The sequence below is a fragment of the Kitasatospora sp. NPDC050543 genome, from assembly GCF_044457565.1.
Lineage (GTDB): Bacteria > Actinomycetota > Actinomycetes > Streptomycetales > Streptomycetaceae > Kitasatospora.
Genome location: NZ_JBITGZ010000008.1, coordinates 261,690 through 288,453 on the forward strand (window position 1 = coordinate 261,690; position 26,764 = coordinate 288,453).

At 70.6% G+C, this 26,764-nt stretch carries 19 protein-coding genes and 2 tRNA genes; 3 read left to right on the forward strand and 18 right to left on the reverse strand.

Features of this window, described 5'->3' with window-relative positions:
• Nucleotides 1–50: 50 nt before the first annotated feature.
• Complete coding sequence (locus ACIBH3_RS13355) at nucleotides 51–2,456, forward strand: helicase-associated domain-containing protein (protein WP_396312048.1); 2,406 nt, start codon at nucleotides 51–53, stop codon at nucleotides 2,454–2,456.
• A gap of 90 nt (nucleotides 2,457–2,546) precedes the next feature.
• Here the strand turns inward: ACIBH3_RS13355 and ACIBH3_RS13360 are convergent, their stop codons facing one another.
• From ACIBH3_RS13360 to ACIBH3_RS13445, 18 genes are all read right to left on the reverse strand, one after another.
• The gene (locus ACIBH3_RS13360; protein WP_396312049.1) at nucleotides 2,547–4,043 is read right to left on the reverse strand and encodes a WGR domain-containing protein; all 1,497 of its coding nucleotides are present in this window, start codon (nucleotides 4,041–4,043) and stop codon (nucleotides 2,547–2,549) included.
• A 204-nt stretch (nucleotides 4,044–4,247) separates the two neighbouring features.
• A complete protein-coding gene (locus ACIBH3_RS13365) occupies nucleotides 4,248–4,877 on the reverse strand; it encodes a hypothetical protein (RefSeq protein WP_396312050.1) in 630 nt (209 codons plus the stop codon).
• A gap of 246 nt (nucleotides 4,878–5,123) precedes the next feature.
• Nucleotides 5,124–5,813 carry a response regulator gene (locus ACIBH3_RS13370; protein ID WP_396312051.1) on the reverse strand — a complete coding sequence of 230 codons (690 nt, stop codon included), beginning with the start codon at nucleotides 5,811–5,813 and terminating at the stop codon, nucleotides 5,124–5,126.
• Complete coding sequence (locus ACIBH3_RS13375; RefSeq protein WP_396312090.1) at nucleotides 5,810–7,021, reverse strand: sensor histidine kinase; 1,212 nt, start codon at nucleotides 7,019–7,021, stop codon at nucleotides 5,810–5,812. The genes ACIBH3_RS13370 and ACIBH3_RS13375 overlap by 4 nt, the downstream gene beginning before the upstream one ends.
• Nucleotides 7,022–7,121: 100 nt before the next feature.
• Nucleotides 7,122–7,802 carry a hypothetical protein gene (locus tag ACIBH3_RS13380; RefSeq protein ID WP_396312052.1) on the reverse strand — a complete coding sequence of 227 codons (681 nt, stop codon included), beginning with the start codon at nucleotides 7,800–7,802 and terminating at the stop codon, nucleotides 7,122–7,124.
• Between the two features lie 265 nt (nucleotides 7,803–8,067).
• Nucleotides 8,068–8,141: transfer RNA gene (locus ACIBH3_RS13385), tRNA-Met, on the reverse strand.
• Between the two features lie 308 nt (nucleotides 8,142–8,449).
• Complete coding sequence (locus tag ACIBH3_RS13390) at nucleotides 8,450–12,340, reverse strand: DNA-directed RNA polymerase subunit beta' (protein WP_396312053.1); 3,891 nt, start codon at nucleotides 12,338–12,340, stop codon at nucleotides 8,450–8,452.
• Nucleotides 12,341–12,441: 101 nt separating this feature from the next.
• Nucleotides 12,442–15,918, reverse strand: a complete 3,477-nt coding sequence (rpoB, locus tag ACIBH3_RS13395; RefSeq protein ID WP_396312054.1) for a DNA-directed RNA polymerase subunit beta — start codon at nucleotides 15,916–15,918, stop codon at nucleotides 12,442–12,444.
• Nucleotides 15,919–16,648: 730 nt separating this feature from the next.
• Nucleotides 16,649–17,032 carry a 50S ribosomal protein L7/L12 gene (gene rplL / locus ACIBH3_RS13400; protein WP_396312055.1) on the reverse strand — a complete coding sequence of 128 codons (384 nt, stop codon included), beginning with the start codon at nucleotides 17,030–17,032 and terminating at the stop codon, nucleotides 16,649–16,651.
• A 110-nt stretch (nucleotides 17,033–17,142) separates the two neighbouring features.
• Complete coding sequence (gene rplJ / locus ACIBH3_RS13405; RefSeq protein ID WP_396312056.1) at nucleotides 17,143–17,715, reverse strand: 50S ribosomal protein L10; 573 nt, start codon at nucleotides 17,713–17,715, stop codon at nucleotides 17,143–17,145.
• Nucleotides 17,716–18,048: 333 nt separating this feature from the next.
• Nucleotides 18,049–18,909, reverse strand: coding sequence for a hypothetical protein (locus ACIBH3_RS13410; RefSeq protein WP_396312057.1), 861 nt, complete (start codon nucleotides 18,907–18,909; stop codon nucleotides 18,049–18,051).
• 125 nt (nucleotides 18,910–19,034) lie between these two features.
• Nucleotides 19,035–19,841, reverse strand: a complete 807-nt coding sequence (locus tag ACIBH3_RS13415; protein ID WP_396312058.1) for a hypothetical protein — start codon at nucleotides 19,839–19,841, stop codon at nucleotides 19,035–19,037.
• 65 nt (nucleotides 19,842–19,906) lie between these two features.
• Nucleotides 19,907–20,734 (reverse strand): hypothetical protein, encoded by an 828-nt coding sequence (locus tag ACIBH3_RS13420; protein WP_396312059.1) that lies wholly within the window; start codon nucleotides 20,732–20,734, stop codon nucleotides 19,907–19,909.
• Nucleotides 20,735–20,932: 198 nt separating this feature from the next.
• On the reverse strand, nucleotides 20,933–21,655 hold the full coding sequence (gene rplA / locus ACIBH3_RS13425; protein ID WP_396312060.1) for a 50S ribosomal protein L1: 723 nt from the start codon (nucleotides 21,653–21,655) through the stop codon (nucleotides 20,933–20,935).
• A gap of 90 nt (nucleotides 21,656–21,745) precedes the next feature.
• Complete coding sequence (rplK, locus tag ACIBH3_RS13430; RefSeq protein WP_396312061.1) at nucleotides 21,746–22,180, reverse strand: 50S ribosomal protein L11; 435 nt, start codon at nucleotides 22,178–22,180, stop codon at nucleotides 21,746–21,748.
• Between the two features lie 164 nt (nucleotides 22,181–22,344).
• Nucleotides 22,345–23,289, reverse strand: coding sequence for a transcription termination/antitermination protein NusG (gene nusG, locus ACIBH3_RS13435; RefSeq protein ID WP_396312062.1), 945 nt, complete (start codon nucleotides 23,287–23,289; stop codon nucleotides 22,345–22,347).
• Nucleotides 23,290–23,531: 242 nt separating this feature from the next.
• A complete protein-coding gene (gene secE / locus ACIBH3_RS13440) occupies nucleotides 23,532–23,897 on the reverse strand; it encodes a preprotein translocase subunit SecE (protein ID WP_396312063.1) in 366 nt (121 codons plus the stop codon).
• A 149-nt stretch (nucleotides 23,898–24,046) separates the two neighbouring features.
• Nucleotides 24,047–24,119: transfer RNA gene (locus ACIBH3_RS13445), tRNA-Trp, on the reverse strand.
• A gap of 258 nt (nucleotides 24,120–24,377) precedes the next feature.
• On the opposite strand from ACIBH3_RS13445, the gene ACIBH3_RS13450 reads away from it, so the two are divergent.
• The gene (locus ACIBH3_RS13450; RefSeq protein ID WP_396312064.1) at nucleotides 24,378–25,625 is read left to right on the forward strand and encodes a pyridoxal phosphate-dependent aminotransferase; all 1,248 of its coding nucleotides are present in this window, start codon (nucleotides 24,378–24,380) and stop codon (nucleotides 25,623–25,625) included.
• Between the two features lie 106 nt (nucleotides 25,626–25,731).
• Nucleotides 25,732–26,760, forward strand: coding sequence for an adenosine deaminase (locus ACIBH3_RS13455; protein WP_396312065.1), 1,029 nt, complete (start codon nucleotides 25,732–25,734; stop codon nucleotides 26,758–26,760).
• Nucleotides 26,761–26,764: the final 4 nt, after the last annotated feature.

The window sequence follows — 26,764 nt, forward strand, 5'->3', positions numbered from 1 at the left end:
CTCGTGAAACCGCCGGAGCCGCTCTGCCCGGGTCGACTACGGTATGTCCCGTGACCAGTGCCGACGCCCTCCAGACCTGGCTGACCGGCCGCACCGTCGAGCAGCTGACGGAGCTCCTCGAACAGCGCGGACTGCCGCACAACGGCGGGTACGACCTGAGCAACCCCGCCCGGCTCGCCGGCCACCTGCTGAGCGCCTCCTCCGTCACCGCCGACCTGGCCGGGCTGACCACCGCGCAGTTCCAGGTGCTGACCGCGGTCACGGTCCTCGCCGAACGCCTGCACGGGCCCGTCCGGGAGCCGTCCGGGCCCGCGCCGCTGGCCGGATTCGCCGGCCTCCAACGCCCGTCCTCGTACGCGTACCGCCCCGGCGACGGCGCACCCGACACCGTCGACCCCGCCGAGCGGGGGGTGCCCCGCGAGCTGCTGCTCACCACCCTGGGCGAGCGGGCCGCCGCCGAACTCGGCGCACTCGCCGAACGCGCGCTGCTGCTGCCCCCGCACGAGAGCCGGCTCACCGTACCGGCCGCGCTGCACCACCGGGTCGGCGAGCTCCAGGGCCTGGGCCGTCCCGTCGACACCCTGCTCACCGACGCCTACCGGGCCGCCGAGGTGCACCGGGTGGCGGCCGGCCTCGGCCTGCCCCCCAGCCGGGCCCGCGACCAGGCGCAGCGTCTGATCCGCGAGCACTTCCAGGACGCCGCCGCGCTGCGCCGCACCCTGGCCGACCCGCCGCCGCAGGCCCGCGAGCTGCTGGACGCCCTGGTCGCCGGGCCGGCGTTGCTGCGCACCCACTGCTTCGTCCAGGACACCGGCGGCTACTACGGCGGGGCCGGCAGGTTCGGCTTCCGGGAGGGCGGTTCGGGCGACCCCGGCACCGACTGGCTGGCTGCGCGCGGGCTGCTCCTGCCCGTCGGCCGTGACCTGGCCGAACTCCCCCGCGAGGTCGCCCTCGCCCTGCGCGCCCCGGGCCGGCCGCTGCCGTACCAGCCCGAGCCGCCCGCCGTGCAGGGCCTGCGTCCGCTGCCCGCCGGCTGGGAGGGTGAAGCGCAGGCGGCTGCCGCCACCGCCGCGTCCCGGGTCGAGCTGCTGCTGCGTTCGGTCGCCGCCCAGCCGCTGTCCGTCCGCAAGGCCGGCGGCATCGCCGTACGCGACACCCGACGGCTGGCCAAGGCGATCGGCGCACCCGAGGCGCAGGCCAGGCTCTGGCTCGACCTCGCGGCGAACGCGGGTCTGATCGCCCCGCACCGCGAGGAGCCGCCGCCCAGCCGCGGCCGAAAGCCCGTCGCCCTGCCGCCGCTGCGGATGCTCCCCACGGCGCGCTACGACAGCTGGCTGGGCGCGCCGCCCGCCGGCCGGCTGGTGCCGCTGCTCGCCACCTGGGCCGTCACCCCCGAGGTGTTCAGCCACTGGCCGGACGAGGACGGCACCGCCACACCGGTCGCCCTGATCACGCCGCAGGACCCGCAGGCGGTACCGCTGCGCCACGCGCTGCTGGAGGCGCTGGCCGGGCTGCCGGCCGGGCGGGGCCTCGCCGGGGCGGGCTCCGGGGGGCTCGCCGAACTGCTGCGGGCCGCCGCCTGGTTCCGTCCCGCCGCCGTCGGCACCGACGAGGACACCCTGGACCGCACCGCCGCCACCCTCCGCGAGGCCGAGCAACTCGGCGTCGTGGCGCACGGCGCGCTCACCCCGGTCGGCCGGGCCGTGCTCACCCTGCTCCGGGCCGGCGCCGCCCGCTACTACCCCGCTGTCCCGGGCACCGGAGTGCAGCTGGCCCGGCATCCGGAACTGGCCGGGGCGGTGGCCGGCCTGCGCGCGGCGCTGACCGCGCTCGTCCCGCCGCCCCGGACCACCGCCCGGTTCCAGGCCGACCTCACCGCGGTCGTCGCCGGGTCGGCGGCGCCCGAACTCACCGAACTCCTCTCCGCGGTGGCGGACCGGGAGTCCGAGGGCCACGCCGTCGTCTGGCGGATCGGCCCGGCCTCCGTCCGGCGGGCCCTGGACGCCGGTTCGGACGCCGCAGAGCTGGCCGACCGGCTGGCCGAGGTCTCCGAGGGCGGCCACCCGCTGCCGCAGGCGCTGGAGTACCTGCTCAAGGACACCGCGCGGACCCACGGGAAGATGCGGGTGGTGCGCTCCGCCTGCTGCATCCGCTCAGACGACGAGGCGCTGGTCCTGGAGCTCTCCAAGGCCCGCGCGCTCGCCAAGCTCGGTCTGCGCCGGATCGCCCCCACCGTGCTGATCAGCACCGCCGCACCGCAGGAGACGCTGACCGCACTGCGGCTGGCCGGGTACGCGCCGGTCCTGGAGGCCGAGACCGGCAGCACCGTGGTGGAGCGCGCCGCCACCGAACGCGCCGAGGTCGGCATGCCCTCGCTGGCCGCCGCCCGCCCGCACCACGGGCGCGGGCCCAGCACCGCGGCCACGCTGGCGGCCGCGGTGCTGGGCGGCGGCTGACGGACGCACCGGTGATGTCCGCGGCCTGCGGGGCATCCGGGCTGTCCCGGCTGGTCAGACAACCGGCACCGACACCGCTACCGGCACCGATCAGAGCAGGCGCTTGATCTCACCCCGCGCCCGGTAGAACCCGCCGGTGCCGGACTCCAGCACCTCCGCGACCAGGTACCGGGCCCCGGGCACCCGGATGTCCTTGGGGAACTGCACCCGCCGGTTCGGGTCGAAGCCCGCCGTGACCACCCTGATCCGCGTCCGGCCGCCCTCCTGGACGCACTCGACCTCGATCCCGCCGTGCTGCCCGGCCTGCGCCGCGCTGACCGTCTCCAGCTCCCGGCCCGGCACGACCCGCTCCCAGCCGGCGGCCTCCACATCGGTGGTCTGCGGCAGCCGGCCGCCCTCCGCCGCGCGCACGGCCTCCTCGCTCGCGTCCAGGCAGGCCAGCGAGCCGTCCGTGGTCACCAGGTAGAGCCGCCCCTCGCGGTACTGCATGCTGTACGCCGATCCGCAGCCCGTGCCCAGCTTCCACAGCCGGGTGCCGTCCGCCGCGAAGCAGTACACCGAGGAGTGGTTGTCGCCCGCGAACACGTACTGCCCGTCCGGCGAGGTCGCGCAGGAGAAGACCGCCGCGTCGCACTTGTACTGCGCGACGGTGGACCCGTCCTCCTTGCGCAGCCGGTGGACCCAGCCGCGCGAGGTGCCGGCGAACACCTCTCCCGGCTCCTGCCAGCCGAACAGCACGCTGCCCTGGGTGGCGGTCTGCCAGACCTCCTCGCCGCCGCGCGCCGAGTAGCGGGCCACGCCCCGGGAGTGCCCTTGGTACACGGCGTTCTCGTCGCAGCGCACCATCCAGCCCGCGCTGCCGCCGCCCTTGCGCCGCCACTGGAACTCATCCTCGTGGTCGACGGTGGTGATCCCACCAGCGCCGTCGGAGACGCCGAGCACACCGTCGTGGATGTCCAGCCAGTAGATGTCCACGTCGGGGGCGATCTCGTAGGCGACCCGCGGGACCTTGCCGCCCAGGTCGTACACCCGGCCGTCGTCGCAGCCCGCGTAGATCCAGTAGTCGTCGGCGACGATGCACTTCACGCCGTCCGGCAGGCCGTAGCGGCCGGTGACCTCGCCGTCGTGGGTGAGGGTGTAGACGTCCCCCGCCTCGTTGCCCACCCAGGCGTGCTCGTCGCCGACGAAGATGCCGAACGCGGCCGCACCGGACTTGAACCGCCACAGCACCGGCGCCTGGCTGGCGCTCGACCGGGTGCTGGTGATGGCCCGTCGGGTCACCGCCCGCTTCTGGCGGACGCCGCGCTGCGCCGGGGCGTAGCCCTTGCGGACCTTCTCGCCCACCTTCTTGGCGGCTGCCGCGGCGGCCTTCTCCGGTGTGGCGTACGAAGTCGTCCTGGCCTGGCCGGGCTCGCCGATCCGCCCGTAGGTGATGGTCAGCGCGGTGCCGGCCAGCCGTACCTCGTAGAACTTGTGGGCGCTGCCGCTGCCCTCGTCCTCGGACAGCTCCAGGTAGGTGACCTGCTCCTCCGCCGGCCCGGCGGTGGCGGTGGCGGAGCCGGTGGCGGAGGAAGTGGTGGTGGGCATCGACGGACCCTCCCGGGAGTCGGGGACAGAGGCGGCACAGGGTGGACCGAGCGGCAGGGCGGTGGCACCGGCCGTCGATGTGACCAAGCTAGGTCCCGCCACTGACAGTTGACCTGGGCCCGGTCCACCTGCACCGCCGGCATGGCCGGCCCGATCGGCGCCGCGCCCGTACTCCGCCGACTCCGCCGCCCCGTGCTCAGGCGCTCAGGTGCTCAGGCCCGCCGCCACCATCTGCGGCAGCCGGCGCCCGGCCCGGCGGGCCAGCGGCGCGAGGGCCGTCAGGTAGAGCAGGGCTCCGAGGGAGATGAAGTCCAGGTCGGCGGCCATCACGACCGTGCCCGCCAGCACCAGGACGGGGCTCCAGACGCTGATCCGCCGGGCCCGGCGGGCCGCGAGCGTGGTCAGCAGCGCCAGCAGCCCGACGTAGAACAGCAGCGGGCCCACCGAGTAGAAGGCCGGCAACACCCCGGGGTGGCTCTGAATCTGTTCGAACATCAGCTCCTGCTCCGCCTTGTCGGCGGCCCGCGCCCCGACGTACAGGTCTATCCCGACCTGTACGAGCGAGGCCGCCAGGCCGGCGAAGGCCAGGCCGGCCACCGCGTTCGCCGCGATCCGGCCCGCCGGGCGGCGCGGCTCGATCAGTGCGCGCAGCACCGCGAACACCGGGGCGAACAGCAGCAGTCCAGCCAGCAGGGCGGTGTGTCCGGCCAGCCAGCCGGCGCCCGGTGAGCGGGAGCCGTCGAGCAGGCGGATGCCGCCGTACAGCCCCAGCAGCACCGGTGCGCCGGTGAACGCGAGGGAGGTGAATCGGTGGTGGTTCGTGGTGCCGGCCATCGCAGGTCCCTTTCGGACGGGATTCGGGTGAGCTCGCAGTCGCGCCGAGCAGGAGCGGTCGGCCGCCGGTGCGACCACCGATCCGCTTGTTTCGACACCCTGGAGCCTGCCCGCCGGCACCCCGTCGGCGGATCGCCCGTACCGGCGAACCGGCGGCCTCCCCCGTACGAGGGAGAGAGCATCCGCCCGCCGAACCAGCCAGCCCACAGCCAGCCCACAGCCGCCCCGCAGCCACCCCCGCAGGCTTCACCCCTCGCCGGCCACCACCGCGCCCGCCTCGTACGCGAACACCACCGCGTGCACCCGGTCCCGCAGTTGGAGCTTGCCGAGCACATTGCTGACATGCGTCTTCACGGTGTGCTCGCTGACCACCAGTTCGGCGGCGATCTCCGCGTTCGAGAGCCCCCTGGCCAGCAGGCGCAGCGTCTCCTGCTCCCGGATCGTCAGCTGCTCCAGCAGCCGGGACGCCGCCCGCGGCGTCTGGGCCGGCCCGCCCCCGGCGCCACCCCGGCGGGCGGCGAACTCGCTGATCAGCCGTCGGGTCACCGAGGGAGCGAGCAGCGCCTCCCCGGAGGCCACCATCCGTACACCGTGGGCCAGGTCGTCCCGGCGGACGTCCTTGAGCAGGAATCCGCTGGCGCCGGCATAGAGGGCGTCGAAGACGTAGTCGTCGATGTCGAAGGTGGTCAGCATGATCACCCTGGTCTCCGAGAACTCCGCACAGACCCGGCGGGCCGCCTCCAGCCCGTCCATCACCGGCATCCGGACGTCCAGCAGCAGGACGTCCGGCCGGTGCTCCCGGACCGCCTCGATCGCCTCGGCGCCGTCGCAGGCCTCCGCAACCACCTCGATGTCCGGCTGGGCGTCCAGGATCATCCCGAACCCGGCCCGCACCAGCTCCTGGTCGTCCGCGACGACCACCCGTATCGGCGTCATCCACCCACCCTCTCCGCCAGACCCGCTGCGCTCAACGGCAGCCGGGCGCTCACCAGGAAACCCTTCCCCTCCGGGCCGGGCCCGGCCTCGGCCCGGCCCCCGCAGGCGGCGGCCCGCTCCCGGATGCCGACCAGCCCCCGCCCGCCGGACCAGTCGCTCACCGCACTCTCCGCCCGCCGGCGCACCCCGTGCCCGTCGTCGGACACCACCACCTCCAGCACCTCCCCCGCACGGACCACCCGCACCGCCGCCCGGCCCGCGCCGGAGTGCTTGACGGTGTTCGTCAGCGCCTCCTGCACGATCCGGAACGCCGCCGCCTCCACGTCGGCCGGCCACCCGGCGCCGTCCTCGGCCAGTTCGAGCTCCACCCGCAGGCCCGCCCGGCGCACCCGCTCGACCAGGCCCGCGAGCTCCGCCAGCCGCGGCTGCGGCGCCAGCTCCGGCGCCGCGCCCTCCTCCTTCAGCACCCCGAGCACCCGCCGCAACTGCACCATGGCATCGCGACCTGAGTCGGCGATGGTGTCGAAGGCCTTGATCGCCCGCTCCGGGTCCCGGTGCACCACCAGTGGCCCGGCCTCCGCCTGGATCACCATCAGCGAGACGGCGTGCGCCAGGATGTCGTGCATCTCCCTGGCGATCCGGGCCCGCTCCTGCGCCACCGCGCGCGCCGCGTCGCTGGCCGCCCGCTGCCCGGCCTCCCGGGCTCGCTCGGTCTCCGCCTGCGCCAGCCGGCGCAGCTCGCGTACCAGCGAGCCGAAGACGAACGCGCCGACCGAGGTCAGCAGGGAGAACAGCATGCCGTTCGGCGAGCGGGTGCCCAACACGTTGGCGGTCACCACTACGGCCAGCACGGCCCAGCGGTGCGCGTCCCGTGCCCGGTCGGCCACCGTGTAGATGGTGATCACCGCGTACAGCGGCAGCTGTGGCATCACCGAGTGCGCCAATACCGAGAGCACCGCCGACACCCCACCGCTGACCGCCAGCACCGCCATCGGGGCCCGCCGCCGCCAGGGCAGCGGCGCCGCCGTCCCGAGCGCCAGCAGATACACCCACCAGGACCAGCCGCCGTCGTCGTGGTACACCGACCAGAGCGAGACCGCCGCCGAGACGAGGGCCAGCATGCTGTCGAGCACATACGGGCTCACCCCGGCGAAGCGCCCTCCGAGCGCCACCCCCCAACCGGCCACCCGGGCCGGCCAGTACGACATCCGTTCCACGCCGGCGTCTCCCCCGTCAGGCCAGGGCGCACCGCCCCGGCCCGACAGATCCTGCCCTACCCTCAGCCGGCCGACCGACCCGGCCGGGCAGTCAGCCATGGACGACCTCGACCCCGCCGGTCTCCGTCCTGGCGGCGATCGTGCGCCTGGCCGCCGGATCCCGGGGCACCTCCACCGTGACACCGCCCGTGCCCGCGCCGGCCTCCACCGCGTACGAGGTACCGGCGGGGACACTGATCCGGACCCCTCCCGTGGCCGTCCGGGCGTCCACCGCGGTGGGGCTCTCGGCGAAGCCCGCGCTGATGCCCCCGGTCTCCGCCGCCAGCTTGACCGTGGGTGAGCGCAAGGCCGTGGCGTGCACCCCGCCCGTCCCGGCCCGCACCTGGACATCGGCGTCCAGGCCGGCCAACTGCACCCCGCCGACCTCGCTGCGCACCCGCACCGCCGTCCCCGTGGGCACCTCCACGTCGTAGCCCACACCGCAGTTCTCGCAGCTGTACGTCAGGGTGAGGGTGCCGTCCGACGCCACGTGGGTGGTCGCCGGCGGCTCGCCGCGGTAGTTCTGGCGCTCCGTCACCTTGACCGCGGGCGCACCGCCCGTGATGGTGACCCCGCCGGTGTGACCCTCGATCACCAGGGTGCGCACGGGCTCGCTCACGCCGTACGACACCACCCGCTCCTCGCCGTCCCTCAGCGAGCACCCCGACGCCCCGCCCACCACGGCCGCCGCGAAGGCGGCACCCGCCACGACCCTAACCAGCTTCTGCCTCATGGCCGTTCCCCCTCCACTCTCCGGACCGGCCGGAGTACCGGACGGCACCACAGAGCCTGCCCCGCCCACCCCGGCCGGCGAATCGCCCGCGCGAGCGGTTCTGCCGAATCCCTCGCGCGAGTGATTTCGGCGCGAACCCGCCCATGGGCCTCGGTTGCACGGCCCCCGGCGCCACCCATGGGCCGTGGGCCACAGCGTCCACGAAGTATCCGAAAACGGCGAAGGGCCCGGAGACTTGAAGTCTCCGGGCCCTTCGACTGAGCAGTAGCGGGGACAGGATTTGAACCTGCGACCTCTGGGTTATGAGCCCAGCGAGCTACCGAGCTGCTCCACCCCGCGTCGGTAAACACCACCCTACGCGACGCCGACCGCAGAACCTAATCGGTATTCCGGGCCACCGGCCGCGCCTTGAATTCCCGGCGCTGAAAGGCCCCGAGAAGCAGCCCGGAATCACCTGAACCCATGAACCGTGAAATGAACTCCTGAAGCCCCGAAGCCCACCGCCGGCGGCCACCCCTCACGCCCGCCCACAACGCCCGTTCGACGCCCCCACGGCGCCTCTCAACGCCGCAGGGCGGCCACCCCCTGCGGGGATGGCCGCCCTGCGGCGTCAGACCAACTCCAGGCCGAAGCCCGAAGACCGACGATCAGCCGTTGTACGGGCCGTAGTCGTAGTCGTCCAGCGGAACCGCCTGGCCGGAGCCGGCGCCGAAGGGCGACAGGTCGTAGTCGTCGTAGCCGACGGCCGAGTACATCGCGGCCTTGGCCTCCTCGGTCGGCTCGACCCGGATGTTGCGGTAGCGGGGAAGACCCGTACCGGCCGGGATGAGCTTACCGAGGATGACGTTCTCCTTGAGGCCCAGCAGCGGGTCCGACTTGGCGTGGATCGCCGCGTCGGTCAGGACCCGGGTCGTCTCCTGGAAGGAGGCGGCCGACAGCCAGGACTCGGTGGCCAGCGAGGCCTTGGTGATACCCATCAGCTGCGGGCGGCCGGAGGCCGGGTGGCCGCCTTCCGACACCACGCGACGGTTCTCCTGCTCGAAGCGGCCGCGCTCGACGAGCTCGCCCGGGAGCAGCTCGGCGTCGCCCGACTCGATGATCGTCACGCGGCGGAGCATCTGCCGGATGATGATCTCGATGTGCTTGTCGTGGATCGACACGCCCTGCGAGTTGTAGACCTTCTGGACCTCGGCGACCAGGTGGATCTGGACGGCACGCTGGCCCATGATCCGCAGCACGTCGTGCGGGTTGGTGGCACCCATGGTCAGCTTCTGGCCGACCTCGACCGCCTCGCCCTCGCTGACGAGCAGCTTCACACGCTTGGAGACCGGGTAGGCGATCTCGTCGCTGCCGTCGTCCGGCGTGACGACCAGCTTGCGGGTCTTCTCGGTGTCCTCGATGCGGACCCGGCCCTGCGCCTCCGAGATCGGGGCCACACCCTTGGGGGTACGGGCCTCGAAGAGCTCGACGACACGGGGCAGACCCTGCGTGATGTCGTCACCGGCCACACCACCGGTGTGGAAGGTACGCATGGTCAGCTGGGTACCGGGCTCACCGATGGACTGGGCGGCGATGATGCCGACCGCCTCACCGATGTCGACCAGCTTGCCGGTGGCCAGCGAGCGCCCGTAGCACATGGCACAGGTGCCGACGGCCGACTCACAGGTCAGGATCGAGCGGGTCTTGACCTCGCTGATGCCGTGGCGGATCAGCTCGTCGATCAGCACGTCACCGAGGTCGGTGTTGGCGGTGGCAAGGAGCTTGCCGTCCACCGTGATGTCCTCGGCGAGCATGCGGGCGTAGACGCTGGTCTCGACGTCGTCCGTCTTGCGCAGGACGCCGTCCTCGACGGTGCCGATCGCCAGCTTCAGGCCGCGCTCGGTACCGCAGTCCTCCTCGCGAATGATGACGTCCTGGGAGACGTCGACCAGACGACGGGTGAGGTAGCCGGAGTCGGCGGTACGCAGAGCGGTGTCGGCCAGACCCTTACGGGCACCGTGGGTGGAGATGAAGTACTCGAGAACGGTGAGGCCCTCACGGAACGACGCCTTGATGGGGCGGGCGATCGTCTCGTTCTTCGCGTTCGACACCAGACCACGCATACCGGCGATCTGACGCATCTGCATCATGTTTCCTCGAGCGCCCGAGTCCACCATCATGAAGATGGGGTTGGTCTTCTCGAAGTTGGCGTTCATCGCCTCGGCGACCTCGTTGGTCGCACGGGTCCAGATGCCGATGAGCTCCTGCTTGCGCTCGTCGTTGGTGATCAGACCGCGCTCGTACTGCTTCTGGATCTTCTCGGCCTGCGCCTCGTAGCCCTCAAGGATCTGGGCCTTCTGCGGCGGGACGACGACGTCCGAGATCGAGACGGTGACACCCGAGCGGGTGGCCCAGTGGAAGCCGGCCGCCTTCAGGTTGTCCAGGGTCGCCGCGACGACGACCTTGGGGTAGCGCTCCGCCAGGTCGTTGACGATCGCGGAGAGCTGCTTCTTGCCCACCTCGTAGTCGACGAACGGGTAGTCCTCGGGCAGCAGCTCGTTGAAGAGCGCGCGGCCCAGGGTGGTCTGCAGGCGGAAGGACTCGCCCTCGAACCAGGTCGGCTGACCGTCCTCGTCGACCGGCGGGGTCCAGCCACGGGGCGGGACGGTGCCGATCGGCAGGCGGACGTCGATGACGGCCTGGACGTCCAGGTCCTTGGCGTCGAACGCCATGACGGCCTCGGCGGTGGAGGAGAAGGAGCGGCCACCGCCCTTCACCTTCTCCCGGTCCGAGGTCAGGAAGAACAGACCGAGCACCATGTCCTGGGTCGGCATGGTGACGGGGCGACCGTCGGCCGGCTTCAGGATGTTGTTCGAGGACAGCATCAGGATGCGGGCCTCGGCCTGCGCCTCCGCGGAGAGCGGCAGGTGGACGGCCATCTGGTCACCGTCGAAGTCCGCGTTGAACGCGGTGCAGACGAGCGGGTGGATCTGGATGGCCTTGCCCTCGACCAGCTGGGGCTCGAAGGCCTGGATGCCGAGGCGGTGCAGGGTGGGCGCACGGTTCAGCAGAACCGGGTGCTCGGCGATGACCTCTTCGAGGACGTCCCACACGACCGGGCGGGCACGCTCGACCATGCGCTTGGCCGACTTGATGTTCTGCGCGTGGTTGAGGTCGACCAGGCGCTTCATCACGAACGGCTTGAAGAGCTCCAGCGCCATGGCCTTCGGCAGACCACACTGGTGCAGCTTCAGCTGCGGGCCGACGACGATGACCGAACGGGCCGAGTAGTCGACTCGCTTGCCGAGCAGGTTCTGGCGGAAACGACCCTGCTTACCCTTCAGCATGTCGCTGAGGGACTTCAGGGGACGGTTGCCCGGGCCGGTGACCGGACGGCCACGACGGCCGTTGTCGAACAGTGCGTCGACGGCCTCCTGAAGCATGCGCTTCTCGTTGTTCACGATGATCTCGGGGGCACCGAGGTCGAGGAGACGCTTCAGACGGTTGTTGCGGTTGATCACGCGGCGGTACAGGTCGTTCAGGTCGGAGGTCGCGAAGCGGCCACCGTCCAGCTGCACCATCGGACGCAGGTCCGGCGGGATGACCGGGACGCAGTCCAGCACCATGCCGTTGGGCTTGTTGGTGGTCTGCAGGAACGCGGAGACGACCTTGAGGCGCTTGAGCGCACGGGTCTTCTTCTGGCCCTTGCCGCTGCGGATGATCTCGCGCAGGCGCTCGGACTCCTCGGCCAGGTCGAAGGTCTCGAGGCGGTCCTTGAGGGCCGCCGCGCCCATCGAGCCGGAGAAGTACGTGCCGAAGCGGTCGCGCAGCTCGCGGTAGAGCAGCTCGTCGCCCTCGAGGTCCTGGACCTTGAGGTTCTTGAAGCGGGCCCACACCTCGTCGAGGCGGTCGAGCTCGCGCTGCGCACGGTCGCGCAGCTGCTTCATCTCGCGCTCGGCACCCTCGCGCACCTTGCGGCGCACGTCGGCCTTGGCGCCCTCGGCCTCCAGCTCGGCCAGGTCGGTCTCGGCCTTCTTGGCACGGGCCTCGAGGTCGGAGTCACGACGGTTCTCGATCTGCTGACGCTCGACCGAGACGTGTGCCTCCAGGGACGGGAGGTCGCGCTGGCGACGCTCGTCGTCCACCCAGGTGATCATGTAGGCGGCGAAGTAGATGACCTTCTCAAGGTCCTTCGGCGCCAGGTCGAGCAGGTAGCCGAGGCGGCTGGGGACACCCTTGAAGTACCAGATGTGGGTGACCGGCGCGGCCAGCTCGATGTGGCCCATCCGCTCACGACGCACCTTGGCGCGAGTGACCTCGACGCCACAGCGCTCGCAGATGATGCCCTTGAAGCGGACGCGCTTGTACTTGCCGCAGTAGCACTCCCAGTCCCGGGTGGGGCCGAAGATCTTCTCGCAGAAGAGCCCGTCCTTTTCCGGCTTCAGGGTGCGGTAGTTGATGGTCTCCGGCTTCTTGACCTCGCCGTGCGACCACTGGCGGATGTCGTCGGCGGTCGCGAGGCCGATGCGGAGCTCGTCGAAGAAGTTGACGTCAAGCACTGGTCGTCAAGCCCTCTTTCGTAAGTCGAAAGTCGTTCATCTGGTCTGAGGGGGCCTGGGGGCGGGCCGGCTGCCTGTCCGGGCAGCCGGCCCAACCTCCGTCAGACCTCTTCGACGCTGCTCGGCTCGCGCCGGGACAGGTCAATGCCGAGCTCCTCGGCGGCGCGGAAGACGTCCTCGTCGGAGTCCCGCATCTCGATGGACTGGCCGTCCGAGGACAGCACCTCCACGTTGAGGCAGAGCGACTGCATTTCCTTGATGAGGACCTTGAAGGACTCGGGAATGCCGGGCTCGGGGATGTTCTCGCCCTTGACGATGGCCTCGTAGACCTTCACGCGGCCGAGCACGTCGTCGGACTTGATGGTGAGGAGCTCCTGCAGCGCGTAGGCCGCGCCGTACGCCTCAAGGGCCCACACCTCCATCTCACCGAAGCGCTGACCACCGAACTGCGCCTTACCACCGAGCGGCTGCTGGGTGATCATCGAGTACGGGCCGGTCGAACGGGCGTGCAGCTTGTCGTCGACCAGGTGGTGCAGCTTGAGGATGTACATGTAGCCGACCGAAACCGGCATCGGGAACGGCTCGCCGGAGCGGCCGTCGAAGAGCCGGGCCTTACCGGTGGAGTTCACCAGGCGCTCACCGTCACGGGTGAGGGTGGTGTTGTCCAGCAGGCCGGTGATCTCGTCCTCGCGGGCGCCGTCGAAGACCGGGGTGGCGAGGTTGGTGCCACCCTGGACGGTGTCGGCGCCGATCGCCTGCAGGCGCTGGGCCCACTCGTCGGCGAGACCGGAGACGTCCCAGCCCTGCTTGGCGAGCCACCCGAGGTGGATCTCCAGGACCTGTCCCGGGTTCATTCGGGACGGGACACCCAGCGGGTTGAGGATGATGTCGACCGGGGTGCCGTCCTCGAGGAACGGCATGTCCTCGACCGGGAGGATCTTGGAGATGACACCCTTGTTGCCGTGACGGCCGGCCAGCTTGTCACCGTTGGTGATCTTGCGCTTCTGGGCCACGTAGACCCGGACCAGCTGGTTGACGCCCGGGGGCAGCTCGTCGCCCTCTTCGCGGTCGAACACGCGGACGCCGATGACCTTGCCGGACTCACCGTGCGGCACCTTCAGCGAGGTGTCGCGGACCTCACGGGCCTTCTCACCGAAGATGGCGCGCAGCAGGCGCTCCTCCGGGGTCAGCTCGGTCTCACCCTTGGGCGTGACCTTGCCGACCAGGATGTCGCCGGTGACGACATCGGCGCCGATGCGGATGATGCCGCGCTCGTCGAGGTCGGCGAGGACCTCCTCGGAGACGTTCGGGATGTCCCGGGTGATCTCCTCGGGGCCCAGCTTGGTGTCACGGGCGTCGACCTCGTGCTCCTCGATGTGGATCGAGGAGAGGACGTCGTCCTGCACGAGGCGCTGCGACAGGATGATCGCGTCCTCGTAGTTGTGACCCTCCCAGGACATGAACGCCACGAGGAGGTTCTTGCCGAGGGCCATCTCGCCCTCGTCGGTGCAGGGACCGTCCGCGAGCACCTGGCCGGACTCGACCCGGGCGCCCTCGTCCACGAGCACCTTCTGGTTGAAGGCGGTGCCCTGGTTGGAGCGGGTGAACTTGGCGGCGCGGTACGTGGTGTACGTGCCGTCGTCGTTGGCCACGGTGACGTAGTCGGCCGAGACCTCCTGGACGACACCCGCCTTCTCGGCCGTGATGACGTCGGCGGCGTCGACCGCGCAGCGGTACTCCATGCCGGTGCCGACCAGCGGGGCCTCGCTCTTCAGCAGCGGCACCGCCTGGCGCATCATGTTCGAGCCCATGAGCGCGCGGTTGGCGTCGTCGTGCTCGAGGAAGGGGATCATGGCGGTCGCGACCGACACCATCTGGCGCGGCGAGACGTCCATGTAGTCGATCTCGGTGCCCGGGATGTAGTCGATCTCGCCGCCACGGCGGCGGACCAGGACACGCGGCTCGGCGAAGGTCAGCTCCGCCGTCAGCGGGGCGTTGGCCTGCGCGATGACGAAGCGGTCCTCCTCGTCGGCGGTGAGGTAGTCGACCTGCTCGGTGACCGCACCGTCGACGACCTTGCGGTACGGGGTCTCGATGAAGCCGAAGGCGTTGACCCGGCCGTACGAGGCGAGCGAGCCGATCAGACCGATGTTCGGGCCTTCAGGGGTCTCGATCGGACACATGCGGCCGTAGTGCGACGGGTGAACGTCACGGACCTCGAAGCCGGCACGCTCACGGGAGAGACCACCGGGGCCCAGCGCGGAGAGACGACGCTTGTGGGTCAGGCCCGACAGCGGGTTCGTCTGGTCCATGAACTGGGACAGCTGGCTGGTGCCGAAGAACTCCTTGATGGAGGCGACGACCGGCCGGATGTTGATCAGGGTCTGCGGCGTGATCGCCTCGACGTCCTGGGTGGTCATGCGCTCACGCACAACGCGCTCCATACGGGCGAGACCCGTACGGACCTGGTTCTGGATGAGCTCGCCGACGTTGCGCAGGCGGCGGTTGCCGAAGTGGTCGATGTCGTCGACCTCGACCACGATGTCGCGGCCCTCGTCGTCACGCCACTCGACCTCGCCCGCGTGCAGCTTCACCAGGTACTTGATCGCACCGATGATGTCGGGCTCGGTGAGCACGCCGGAGTCCAGCGACTCGGCGTTGCCCAGCTTGCGGTTGACCTTGTAACGGCCGACCTTGGCGAGGTCGTAGCGCTTCGGGTTGAAGTAGAGGTTCTCCAGAAGCGTCTGCGCGGCCTCGCGGGTCGGCGGCTCGCCGGGGCGCAGCTTGCGGTAGATGTCCAGCAGCGCGTCGTCCTGGCCCTGGGTGTGGTCCTTCTCCAGGGTGGCGCGCATCGACTCGTACTCGCCGAACTCCTCGAGAATCATCTCGTTGGTCCAGCCGAGGGCCTTCAGCAGCACGGTGACGGACTGCTTGCGCTTGCGGTCGATGCGGACACCGACCATGTCGCGCTTGTCGATCTCCATCTCCAGCCAGGCACCACGCGAGGGGATGACCTTGCAGGAGTAGATGTCCTTGTCGGACACCTTGTCCAGGGTGGAGTCGAAGTAGACACCCGGGGAGCGGACGAGCTGCGAGACGACGACACGCTCGGTGCCGTTGATCACGAACGTGCCCTTATGGGTCATGAGCGGGAAGTCGCCCATGAAGACCGTCTGAGACTTGATCTCACCGGTCTCGTTGTTGGTGAACTCGGCCGTGACGAAGAGCGGGGCCGCGTACGTGAAGTCGCGGTCCTTGCACTCGTCAATGGAGTTCTTCGGCGGCTCGAAACGGTGGTCGCGAAAGGTCAGCGACATCGACCCACTGAAGTCCTCGATCGGGGAGATCTCTTCGAAGATCTCCTCCAGACCGGACTTCGTGGGGACGTCCTGACCACTCTCCAGGGCCGCCTCGACCCGGGACTTCCAGGCCGCATTGCCGAGCAGCCAGTCAAAGCTCTCGGTCTGCAGGGCCAGGAGGTTCGGGACCTCGAGGGGCTCCTTGATCTTCGCGAAGGAAACGCGAAGCGGGGCGGTGGATGCGGCGGAATTGTTCGAGGCGTTGCGCGGCGCGGCCAAGAGGGGGGTCCTTCCGAGGGCTCGGAGCTCACTACGCGCGTACCGGCCGGGCCTGGAAGGGCTTGGAGCCACCCCCGGTGCCGTGACCCCCACCGGGACGAAATCCCAGTTCAGAGCCGCTTCGCGGAGGCGGTGCCAGACCCCTTCAGGGCAACGCAAACTCCGGGCGACGAGTCACGGAGCAGCTAACAGGCAGCGCAAAGGGACAGTGTAGCCAATAGGCACACTGCTGTCCAGCTCTGATTCGGAGGCCGAATCGGAGACTCCTCCCGGTTGCCACCCGGACGGCCCCGCACCCCTCGGAAGGGGCCGAACCGCAGGGTGGACCCTGCCCTCGAACTGCTGCCGGCCCGGGTACTCCGGGCCACCGCACCTCACATGGAGTCACTTCCCTCGCAGGGCGCCGAATATGCATCCAGGGCCGTGCCAACCGCGGGCGGACTCCACACACACGGCGCGGATCGAGAATCGCGCGCCCGGTGCGGTTCGTCAAGGCCCCCACCTCGGGCGAGGGCCTCACACCGTCTATCGGGCGAGACCCCCCGGGCGTTACAGAACCCGTGGTGAGGGCCACTCTCGATGACGGAGATCACCATACCCGCCCGGAGTGACAGTGCCGAGTGCAGTCTCGGCCAGGGTGGCGCACGACGGGTAGCAAAACAGGCCGGGCCGACCACCCCGCGAAGGGTGATCGGCCCGGCCTGCGCGCCCCCTCAGAGGGGGCGAGGAGTCACTTGACGGTGACCTTGGCGCCAGCGGCCTCGAGCTGAGCCTTGGCCTTCTCCGCGACGTCCTTGGCAACCTTCTCCAGGACCGGCTTCGGGGTGCCGTCAACGAGGTCCTTGGCCTCCTTCAGGCCGAGGGAGGTCAGGGCGCGCACCTCCTTGATGACCTGGATCTTCTTGTCGCCGGCCGAGTCGAGGATGACGTCGAACTCGTCCTGCTCCTCAGCGGCCTCGACCGCGGCGGTCGGGCCCGCAACGCCGGCAACGGCGACCGGGGCGGCAGCCTTGACGTCGAACTTCTCCTCGAACGCCTTCACGAACTCGGAGAGCTCGATGAGGGTCAGGGTCTCGAACTGCGCGAGCAGCTCGTCCTGGGACAGCTTCGCCATGATGGCGTCCTTCCACTAAATCGGCAGGTGCCGGATGTACGGGATGGCGGGCGTACGGGCCCGCTGCGACCGGAGGTACCGGACGCTGAGCTCTTCAGGCAGGGCCTGAATTACTCGGCAGCCTCGGTGGTCTCCTCGGCCTCGGCGGGAGCCGGCGTACCGGCACCGCCCTGCTCGACCTTGGCCCGGAGCGCCTCCGCAGTGCGGGCGAACTCCACCAGCGGAGCCTGGAAGGTCGCCGCGGCCTTGGCCATGGACGCCTTCAGGCCGCCGGCCAGCTTGGCGAGCAGCACCTCGCGGGACTCGAGGTCCGCGAGCTTCTTGATCTCATCGGCGGACAGCGCCTTACCGTCAAGGACACCGCCCTTGATGATGAGAGCGGGGTTGTCCTTGGCGAAGTCACGCAGAGCCTTCGCCGACTCCACCGGGTCACCGGTGACGAAGGCGACAGCCGTCGGACCCGCGAACAGGTCGTCGAGCTCCGTGATCCCGGCCTCATTGGCAGCGATCTTGGTCAGCGTGTTCTTCACCACGGCGTACTGGGCGTTCTCACCCAGCGAGCGACGCAGGTTCTTCACCTGCTTCACCGTCAGACCGCGGTACTCGGTCAGCACGGCCGCGTTCGAGGCACGGAACTTGTCCGTGATCTCGGCGACGGCAGCAGCCTTGTCGGGCCTTGCCATAGGCTTACGCCTCCTTCCGTGATGTCGAAATCGGGCCGACCTGCGAAAGTCGACCATCTGCGCCTCGGACACACGGGTTGACAGAAGGAAGCACCCTGCAAAACAGTGAGAGCCCCGGTGCGCAGGCGCACGGGGCTCATGAAGACCTCGACAGTCGCACGGCGAACCGCGCGGACCGGAAGTCCAAGCTCCAAACACTCCTGCGCGGGCTGTCTGCGGCAATTCGCAGATCCTTCGGTCGCCCTGCACCCTCACAGGCACACGGCAACAACCAGCGGTCTTTGGCTTGGTACACCGTAGCCCGGCGGCCACCGCGGGGGCAAATCGCCCGGGTCAGCGGGCCAGCGGCGAGACGCTGCGCGAGCCGGTGTCGGTGGTGTCCGCCTCGGCCGGGGCCTGGACCGACAGCGCGCCGCCGAAGTCTGAGTACTGCACCAGGTCGTCGGCCCGGCCGCGGTCGCCGGTGCCGGTACGCCGGACCTGGATCAGCTGGTCCCGGTCGTTCAGCCACAGATCGAGGACGAGCTCGGTGGAGCCGCCGGGCGCCAGCGCGCTCTGCAGGCCCTGTCGGCGGGCGGCGCTGAGCTTGGCCTGGGAGGCCGCGTACTGCTCGGCCGTGGTGATGACCCGGTAGTGCACGGCGGTGGAGTCCTCGATCTTCTCCTCGCCGATCAGCTGCGGCTCGCTGTCGGCGCCGGTCGCGGCCGTCAGCGCGGCGACCGGGCTGAGCAGGTCGATCAGCCCGGCGTAGGGGACCTCCCGATGCCCGTCGGAGCCGGTGGCGCCACCGAACTTCTCCCAGTGCCGGCCGCCGAGCCGCTCGGCCGTCGCGGCGTCGCCGCCCTGGTACGCCACGGTGTCCATGACGATCAGCTGGTCGGCCACCCCGGGCGTGGTGCGCTTGATCTGCACCGCGGTCTTCGGCAGCCAGAACAGCGGCCCGGCGCCGCTGTCCTGGCCGAGCCGGTAGGCGACCTTCGTCCGGCGGGCGGACTGCGTCTCCAGCAGCGCGGAGAGCAGCACGCCCCGGGGCGAGCGGTCGGTGGGCATGGCCTGGGTCGGCGAGGCGGACGGGGAGGTGGGCGACGCACTGGTGGCGGCGGCCTGACGCCCGGCTCCCCCGCCGCACCCGGCCAGCGCGCCCGCCAGCAGCACGGCGCCCAGCCCGGCCGTCAACCGCCGTCGCGCCGCCATGCTCGTCTCCACTTCACCCGCCAAGCCGCTGTTCCACCCACCAAGCCGTCGACCCACCATGACACGCGTCCCCCGGTGGACGGACGGCACCCCTGCGGGCCCCTGAGGGGCCCGCAGGGCTCCGCTCAGCCGACGAGCTTCTCGCCGTCCGCCCAGCCGAGCGTGTCCGAGGCGGCGGGCGCCTCGATCTTCGGCGCGGTGCCGAGCCCGGAGTAGACGAAGGTGGTGGTGACGTCCTGCTTGTCACCGAACACCTTGGACTGCACGAGCTCCTGCTTGGCGTTGATCCAGAACTCGCTGGTGGCGGTCAGGCCGGACGCCTCCAGGCCCTTCAGGACGCTCTTGCGCTGGTCCGCGGAGAGCCCGGTCATCGCGGCCACCATCGTGGCCGCCTGCTGGACGCTCTTGTAGTGCACCGTCTCGGCGCCGCTCACCGACTCGGTGCCGACCTTGGTGAGCTGGCCGCTCGCCGCGGCGACCGAGAGCTGCACCACCGGGTTGGTCATCTGCTCGAAGGTCAGGAAGGCGACCGCGTTCTGCCGGCCGTTCTCGTTGCTCTGGTCGACCTTCACCCAGTGCTTGCCGGCCGCGGAGGCCTGCTGAGCCTTCGGCACGCTCATGTAGATCGCCTCACCGATCCCGCGCACCACGTTGGTGTCCGCGGAGACCAGCTCGAACGAGGACTTGTCCTGCCAGCCGACCGAACCGGTGCTGATCGTCTTGCCCTGCTCGCTCAGCACGATCTTGCTGTTGCCGGCCTTCTGCATCACCGCCGCGGAGGCGGCGAGCGCGGCCTTCGGGTCGAGCTGGACGGCCTGGCTGGGCGTCGCGGTACCACCGATGTCCTGACTGCCGTTCGCGGCATCGTCATTGCAGGCCGTCAGTGTGCCCAGCAGCGCCGCGGAAACGGCGAATGCGGCAGCGAAGCGCATGGCGCGCATGGATATCCCCCCGTGATTCGGTTCTTACGAAGATCCTCGCGGATCCCGGCGGACGGTCAGGGCGCCGCCCCCGCACTGTCCACGACCTCCGCGGGTGCAGGCGCCTGCACCTCCACCAGGACCCCGGGGTCTGAGACCTCGGTTTCGGTCACCGTGGTTCCCGCGGTGCCCCACTCCGTTGCCCGCATCCGGACCAGCCGCTCCCCGTCGGCGACCCAGAAGTCGTACCCGACGCTCGCCACGCCCCTGACCCGGTAGTCCTCGACCACGGCGGCCAGCTGCTGCTTGCCGAGCCCCTCCTCCGCCCCGAAGAAGTCGGCGACCGGCGCGCTGCCCCGGTAGTGGACGACCGGCTCGCCCCGGTCCTCCTCCGTACCGGCCGTGACGAGCTTGCCGGCCAGCGCCATCGCCCGTACCCGGCCGCTCGGGTTGGAGAGCACGCCGGATATTCGGTCGCCGGCGCCGGCGACCCCAGCCGCCACGGCGGCCCCGGCGTGCGCCCGGTCGGTACGCAGCCAGTGCTGCTCGCCGGAGCCCTGCCGGGCGAGGTAGCAGGTGCCGTCGACCAGCAGCAGCCTGGCGGAGCCCCGGGCATCGGTCAGCTCCAGCTCGGCCGCGTCCCTGGCACCCCAGGAGAGCGTGCCGGCCGCAGTGCTGCTGCCCGCCGGGCTCTGCTCCGTCACCCTGACCCGGGCACTGCCCACGTCGTCCAGGGCCCGGGAGGCCGCCAGCAGCACCTGCCGGGGCTCGTGCCCGGCCTCGGTGGCGCGGGCCCCCGGCCGCGCGCCGCCCGTCGCGGGCTCCACCCCGCTGCAGGACACGGCGCCGCCGAGGACCAGCAGCGCGACCACAACCGACAGGGCGACCACACGGTCGGAAGGCACAGCACTCTCCGGTGGGAAGGCGTCTCGGGGCCCACTGGTCCGGGGCTCGGTGGAGCGTAATCCGCACCGGGCAACGGATCGTCCGCGACTGTGTCTCGATCAGGACACGACAGCGGGCCCGCACCCCCCGAGGGGGTACGGGCCCGCTGTACGTACTGAGCTGTGCCCAGGACGCGACTACCGGCAGAGCACGGGGGCTCAGATGGCGGCCGGGTCCTCCTCGACCATGAGGTTGCGGGTGCGGTTCGGGTCGACCGGGATGCCGGGGCCGATCGTGGTGGAGACCGCGGTCTTCTTGATGTAGCGGCCCTTGGCGGCGGACGGCTTGGCCCGGAGGACCTCGTCCAGCGCCGCGGCGTAGTTCTCGACCAGCTGCTCGTCGGTGAAGGAGACCTTACCGATGATGAAGTGCAGGTTCGAGTGCTTGTCGACGCGGAACTCGATCTTGCCGCCCTTGATGTCGTTGACAGCCTTGGCGACATCGGGGGTGACGGTGCCGGTCTTCGGGTTCGGCATCAGACCACGCGGGCCGAGCACGCGGCCGAGGCGGCCGACCTTGCCCATGAGGTCCGGGGTGGCGACGACGGCGTCGAAGTCCAGCTTGCCCTTGGCGACCTCGTCGATGAGCTCGTCGGCACCGACGATGTCGGCACCCGCAGCACGCGCGGCCTCGGCACGCTCGCCGGTCGCGAAGACCAGGACCCGAGCGGTCTTACCGGTGCCGTGCGGGAGGATCACGGTGCTGCGGACCATCTGGTCGGCCTTGCGCGGGTCGACGCCCAGACGCATGGCAACCTCGACGGTCGCGTCGAACTTGCTGGTGGAGGTCTCCTTCGCGAGGCGGATGGCCTCGAGGGGAGCGTAGAACCGGCTGCGGTCGACCTTGGTGTCCGCGGCCTTGAGAGCCTTGCTGCGCTTCACTGCTTCTCCTGAATAGGAAATCGGAGTCGTGGTAGTACGGGCCGCGCAGGCCCTACCACAGGGACGAGAGGGGCCCTACCGAGCGGTAGGTCAGCCCTCGACGGTGATGCCCATCGACCGGGCGGTGCCGGCGATGATCTTCGCCGCGGCGTCCAGGTCGTTGGCGTTCAGGTCGGGGAGCTTGGTCGTGGCGATCTCGCGGACCTGGGCGCTGGTGAGCTTGGCGACCTTGGTCTTGTGCGGCTCGGCCGAGCCCTTGTCCACGCCGGCGGCCTTCAGGATGAGGCGCGCGGCCGGCGGCGTCTTCGTGATGAAGGTGAAGGAGCGGTCGTCGTAGACCGTGATCTCCACCGGCACGATCATGCCGCGCTGCGACTCGGTCGCAGCGTTGTAGGCCTTGCAGAACTCCATGATGTTGACGCCGTGCTGACCCAGCGCGGGGCCGACCGGCGGCGCCGGGTTGGCCGCGCCGGCGTTGATCTGGAGCTTGATGAGCCCCGTGACCTTCTTCTTCTTGGGAGGCATTTCTCTCCGGGTCCTTCTGAGAGGTGGATGTCGGTGTGTGCGACCCTCGGGGCGACACCCGGACGGGCGCACACACATCGGACCAGGCTAACGCGGATGCGCCGCTGGACCAAAACGGATTGAGGGGCGGGCCCGCGGCCCGCCCCTCAGCCCGAAGACCAGTACTAGTTCTTCTGGATCTGGTCGAAGGAGAGCTCGACCGGGGTCTCCCGGCCGAAGATCTCGACCAGGCCCTTGACCTTCTTCGAGTCCGGGTTGATCTCGTTGATCGTCGCCTGGAGGGTCGCGAACGGACCGTCGGTGACGGTGACCGAGTCGCCGACCTCGAAGTCGAGCACCTGGATCTCGCTGGGCTTGACCGGCGAGGGCTTGCCGGCGTCCTTGGCCGCCTGGCGCTCCACGTCGGGCGCGAGCATCTTGACGACCTCGTCCAGGGTCAGCGGGTACGGGTCGTAGGCGTTGCCCACGAAGCCGGTGACGCCGGGGGTGTTGCGCACCACGCCCCAGGACTCGGGGGTGAGGTCCATGCGCACCAGGACGTAGCCGGGGAGCTTGTTCTGGCGGATGGTCTTGCGGTCGCCGTTCTTGATCTGGACGACCTCCTCCTGCGGCACCTCGGACTGGAAGATGTAGTCCTCGACGTTCAGGGAGACGGCGCGCTGCTCCAGGTTCTGCTTCACCCGGTTCTCGTAGCCCGCGTAGGTGTGGATGACGTACCACTCGCCGGGCGCGGTGCGCAGCTCCTCGCGGAACTTGGCGACCGGGTCGACCTCGGCCTCCTCGGCGGCCTCGATGACGGCGGCGGCCTCGTCCTCGACGGCGGTCGCGGCCTCGACGTCGACGTCGACGTCGACGTCAGCGTCGGCAGCGACGTCGCCCGCGGCCTCGTCCTCGGAGAACTCGGACTCAACGTGCAGCGCGGCGAGCTCGGCGGGCACGTCGACCTCGTCCTGCTCCCGGGCCTCGACCTCGTCCTCGTCGCTGTCCGCGGCGTCCACGATCTGCTCGGCGGCCTCGATGTCGGCAGCAGCCTCAGCCGCGTCCGGCTCGGCGACGACATCCGCCTCGCGGACGGTCTCGTCGGCGTCGTACAGGGGGGACTCAGACACGGTGGCTGCTTCTTTCCTGGAGATGGTGAAGATGGCGCGCTCCGGGCGCTTCGGCGCCGGCCCGCTCTCGCGGGCGCGCCAGGAAACGGCTCAGAGACTTCAACAGTACCGAGTCAACGGTAGCGGGCTCGTACGATCGGCGCCGACAGCTCGACCCGGGCCGAGGAATCGGCCCGGGTCGGGGTGCTTTCGACAAACTGTTCACGTGCTGTTTCGAATGGCTCGGCCGGCCGAAGACTCGCTCAGCCGAAGATCCACAGCACGAGCTTGGAGAAGCCGAAGTTGAGGGCGGCCACGATCCCCATGATCACCAGCACGAAGACGACCACGACGGTCGTGTACTGGACCAGCTCACTGCGGGTGGGCCAGACGACCTTGCGCAGCTCCGCGATGATCTGGCGGTAGAACAGGCCGAGCCGGGCGAAGAAGCCCTTGCGGGCACGCTTGCCGGACTTCTTCTCGCCGTCGGAGCCGCGCTTGGCACGCTTGCGGTCGCGACGCGAGAGCGCCTTGTCCTCGCCCGAAGCAGGCGTGGTCCCGCCGGCGCCGTCGGCCCCCTCGGGGTTGCCGCTCTCAGGCGTTGCGGTGGAGCCCGTGGTCTCCGTCACTCGTCCTCACCTGAATCCGGGTCCTGCCGAGCGTCGCCTGCGTGCCTGTGAAGCACGAGCGATCCGGCGAAAGCAGTGCTGTATGGGGCCCTCTCCGCATCAAGCCCGCTCGCTCTGTGGAGCGAACGGGCTCGGTACGGATCAAGCAGCAGGGCAAGAGGGACTTGAACCCCCAACCGCCGGTTTTGGAGACCGGTGCTCTACCAATTGAGCTATTGCCCTACGGAGCCTCGCGGCGCCTGTAGCGACCCCCAACCTACCGCATCCCGGGCCGCTGCATGTGCAGGCGGTGGAAGCCGTACTTCGGGGCCGTCGAGCAGTGAGTGTACGTGTTCCTGGCCGTTTGGTCGAACCTCCGGAAACCCGCACCACTCATGGGCCGCTCAAGAAGCCCTCCGAACCGGACACATGCTGGACCCGGCACGTACACATGGTGAAACCGCCATGCCCGGTCCGTCCCGGTTCTGCGACCATGCAGGCATGAGCGCTTCCACCCCGCAGCCCGACAGTTCCGTCCGCCCCGCCGACCGCCGCGTCTCGGCGCGGGTCGGCGCGATCGCCGAGTCCGCCACGCTCGCCGTGGACGCCAAGGCCAAGGCCCTCAAGGCGGCCGGCCGGCCGGTCATCGGCTTCGGCGCCGGCGAGCCGGACTTCCCCACTCCGGACTACATCGTCGAGGCCGCCGCCGCGGCCTGCCACGACACCAAGAACCACCGGTACACCCCGGCCGGCGGACTGCCCGAGCTCAAGGCCGCCATCGTCGAGAAGACGCTGCGCGACTCCGGCTACGCGGTGGACGCCTCCCAGGTGCTGGTGACCAACGGCGGCAAGCAGGCCATCTACAACGCCTTCGCCGCCATCCTCGACCCGGGTGACGAGGTCATCGTCCCGGCCCCGTACTGGACCACCTACCCCGAGTCGATCCAGCTCGCCGGCGGCGTGCCGGTGGAGGTCGTGGCCGACGAGAGCACCGGTTACAAGGTCTCGGTCGAGCAGCTGGAGGCCGCCCGCACCGAGAACACCAAGGTCGTCCTGTTCGTCTCGCCGTCCAACCCGACCGGCGCCGTCTACACCCCCGCGGAGGCCGAGGCGATCGGCCGCTGGGCGCTGGAGCACGGCCTGTGGGTGCTCACCGACGAGATCTACGAGCACCTGGTCTACGGCGACGCCGAGTTCACCTCGCTGCCGGCCGTGCTCCCGGAGCTCGCCGACAAGTGCATCGTGGTCAACGGCGTGGCCAAGACCTACGCCATGACCGGCTGGCGGGTGGGCTGGATGATCGGCCCCAAGGACGTCGTCAAGGCCGCGGCCAACCTCCAGTCGCACGCCACCTCCAACGTCTCGAACGTGGCCCAGCGGGCCGCGATCGCGGCCGTCTCCGGCGATCTCTCCGCCGTGCACGAGATGCGCACCGCCTTCGACCGCCGCCGCCGCACCATCGTGAAGATGCTCAACGAGATCGAGGGCGTGCTCTGCCCCGAGCCCGAGGGCGCGTTCTACGTGTACCCGTCCGTGAAGGGCCTGCTCGGCAAGGAGATCCGCGGCAAGCGCCCGGCGACCTCCGCCGAGCTGGCGAGCCTGATCCTGGACGAGGCCGAGGTCGCGGTCGTCCCCGGCGAGGCCTTCGGCACCCCGGGCTACCTGCGCCTGTCGTACGCGCTCGGTGACACCGACCTGGCCGAGGGCGTCTCCCGGATGCAGACCCTGCTGGCCGAGGCCCGCGACTGACGCTCCTCGCGCTCCGGCACGGCAACGGCGACCGCCCCCTTCACCCCTTCGAGGGATGTGCAGGGGGCGGTTCCCCTTCCGGCCCCCTATACGGCAGGATTCGTGAATGGAACGCCTGCCCGCACCGCGCGACGTAAGAGACCTCCCCAAGGCCCACCTGCACCTGCACTTCACCGGCTCCATGCGGCCCGCCACCCTGCTGGAGCTGGCCGAGAAGCACCGGGTGCGGCTGCCCGAGGCGCTCAGCTCCGGTGAGCCGCAGCGGCTGCACGCGACCGACGAGCGTGGCTGGTTCCGCTTCCAGCGGCTGTACGACACCGCCCGCTCCGTCCTGCGCGACGAGCAGGACATCCGGCGGCTGGTCCTGGAGACCGCCGAGGACGAGCGCCGGGACGGCTCCCGCTGGCTGGAGATCCAGGTCGACCCGACCTCCTACGCACCCCGGCTCGGCGGGCTGATCCCCGCCCTGGAGCTCATCCTGGACGCCGTCGAGCAGGCCTCCGAGGCCACCGGTGTGGGCATCCGGGTGCTGGTCGCGGCGAACCGGATGAAGTCCCCGATGGACGCCCGCACCCTGGCCCGGCTCGCCGTGCGCTACGCCGACCGGGGCGTGGTCGGCTTCGGGCTCTCCAACGACGAGCGCCGGGGCCTGGCCCGGGACTTCGACCGGGCCTTCGCCATCGCCCGTAAGGGTGATCTGCTGGCCGCCCCGCACGGCGGCGAGCTGGCCGGCCCGGAGTCCGTCCGGGACTGCCTGGACGACCTCGGCGCGGGCCGGATCGGCCACGGCGTGCGCGCCGCGGAGGACCCGCGGCTGATGCAGCGGCTGGCCGACCGTCAGGTCACCTGCGAGGTCTGCCCCTCCTCCAACGTCTCGCTCGGCGTGTACGAGCAGGCCTCGGCCGTCCCGCTGCGCACCCTCTTCGACGCGGGTGTGCCCCTGGCGCTGGGCGCCGACGACCCGCTGCTGTTCGGCTCCCGGCTGGCCGACCAGTACGAGCTGGCCCGGCATGTGCACGGCTTCAAGGACACCGAACTCGCCGAGCTGGCACGGCAGTCGGTGCGCGGATCGCGGGCGCCGGAGAGCGTCCGGAAGGAGCTGCTCGCCGACATCGACGCCTGGCTGACCGACTAGCCGG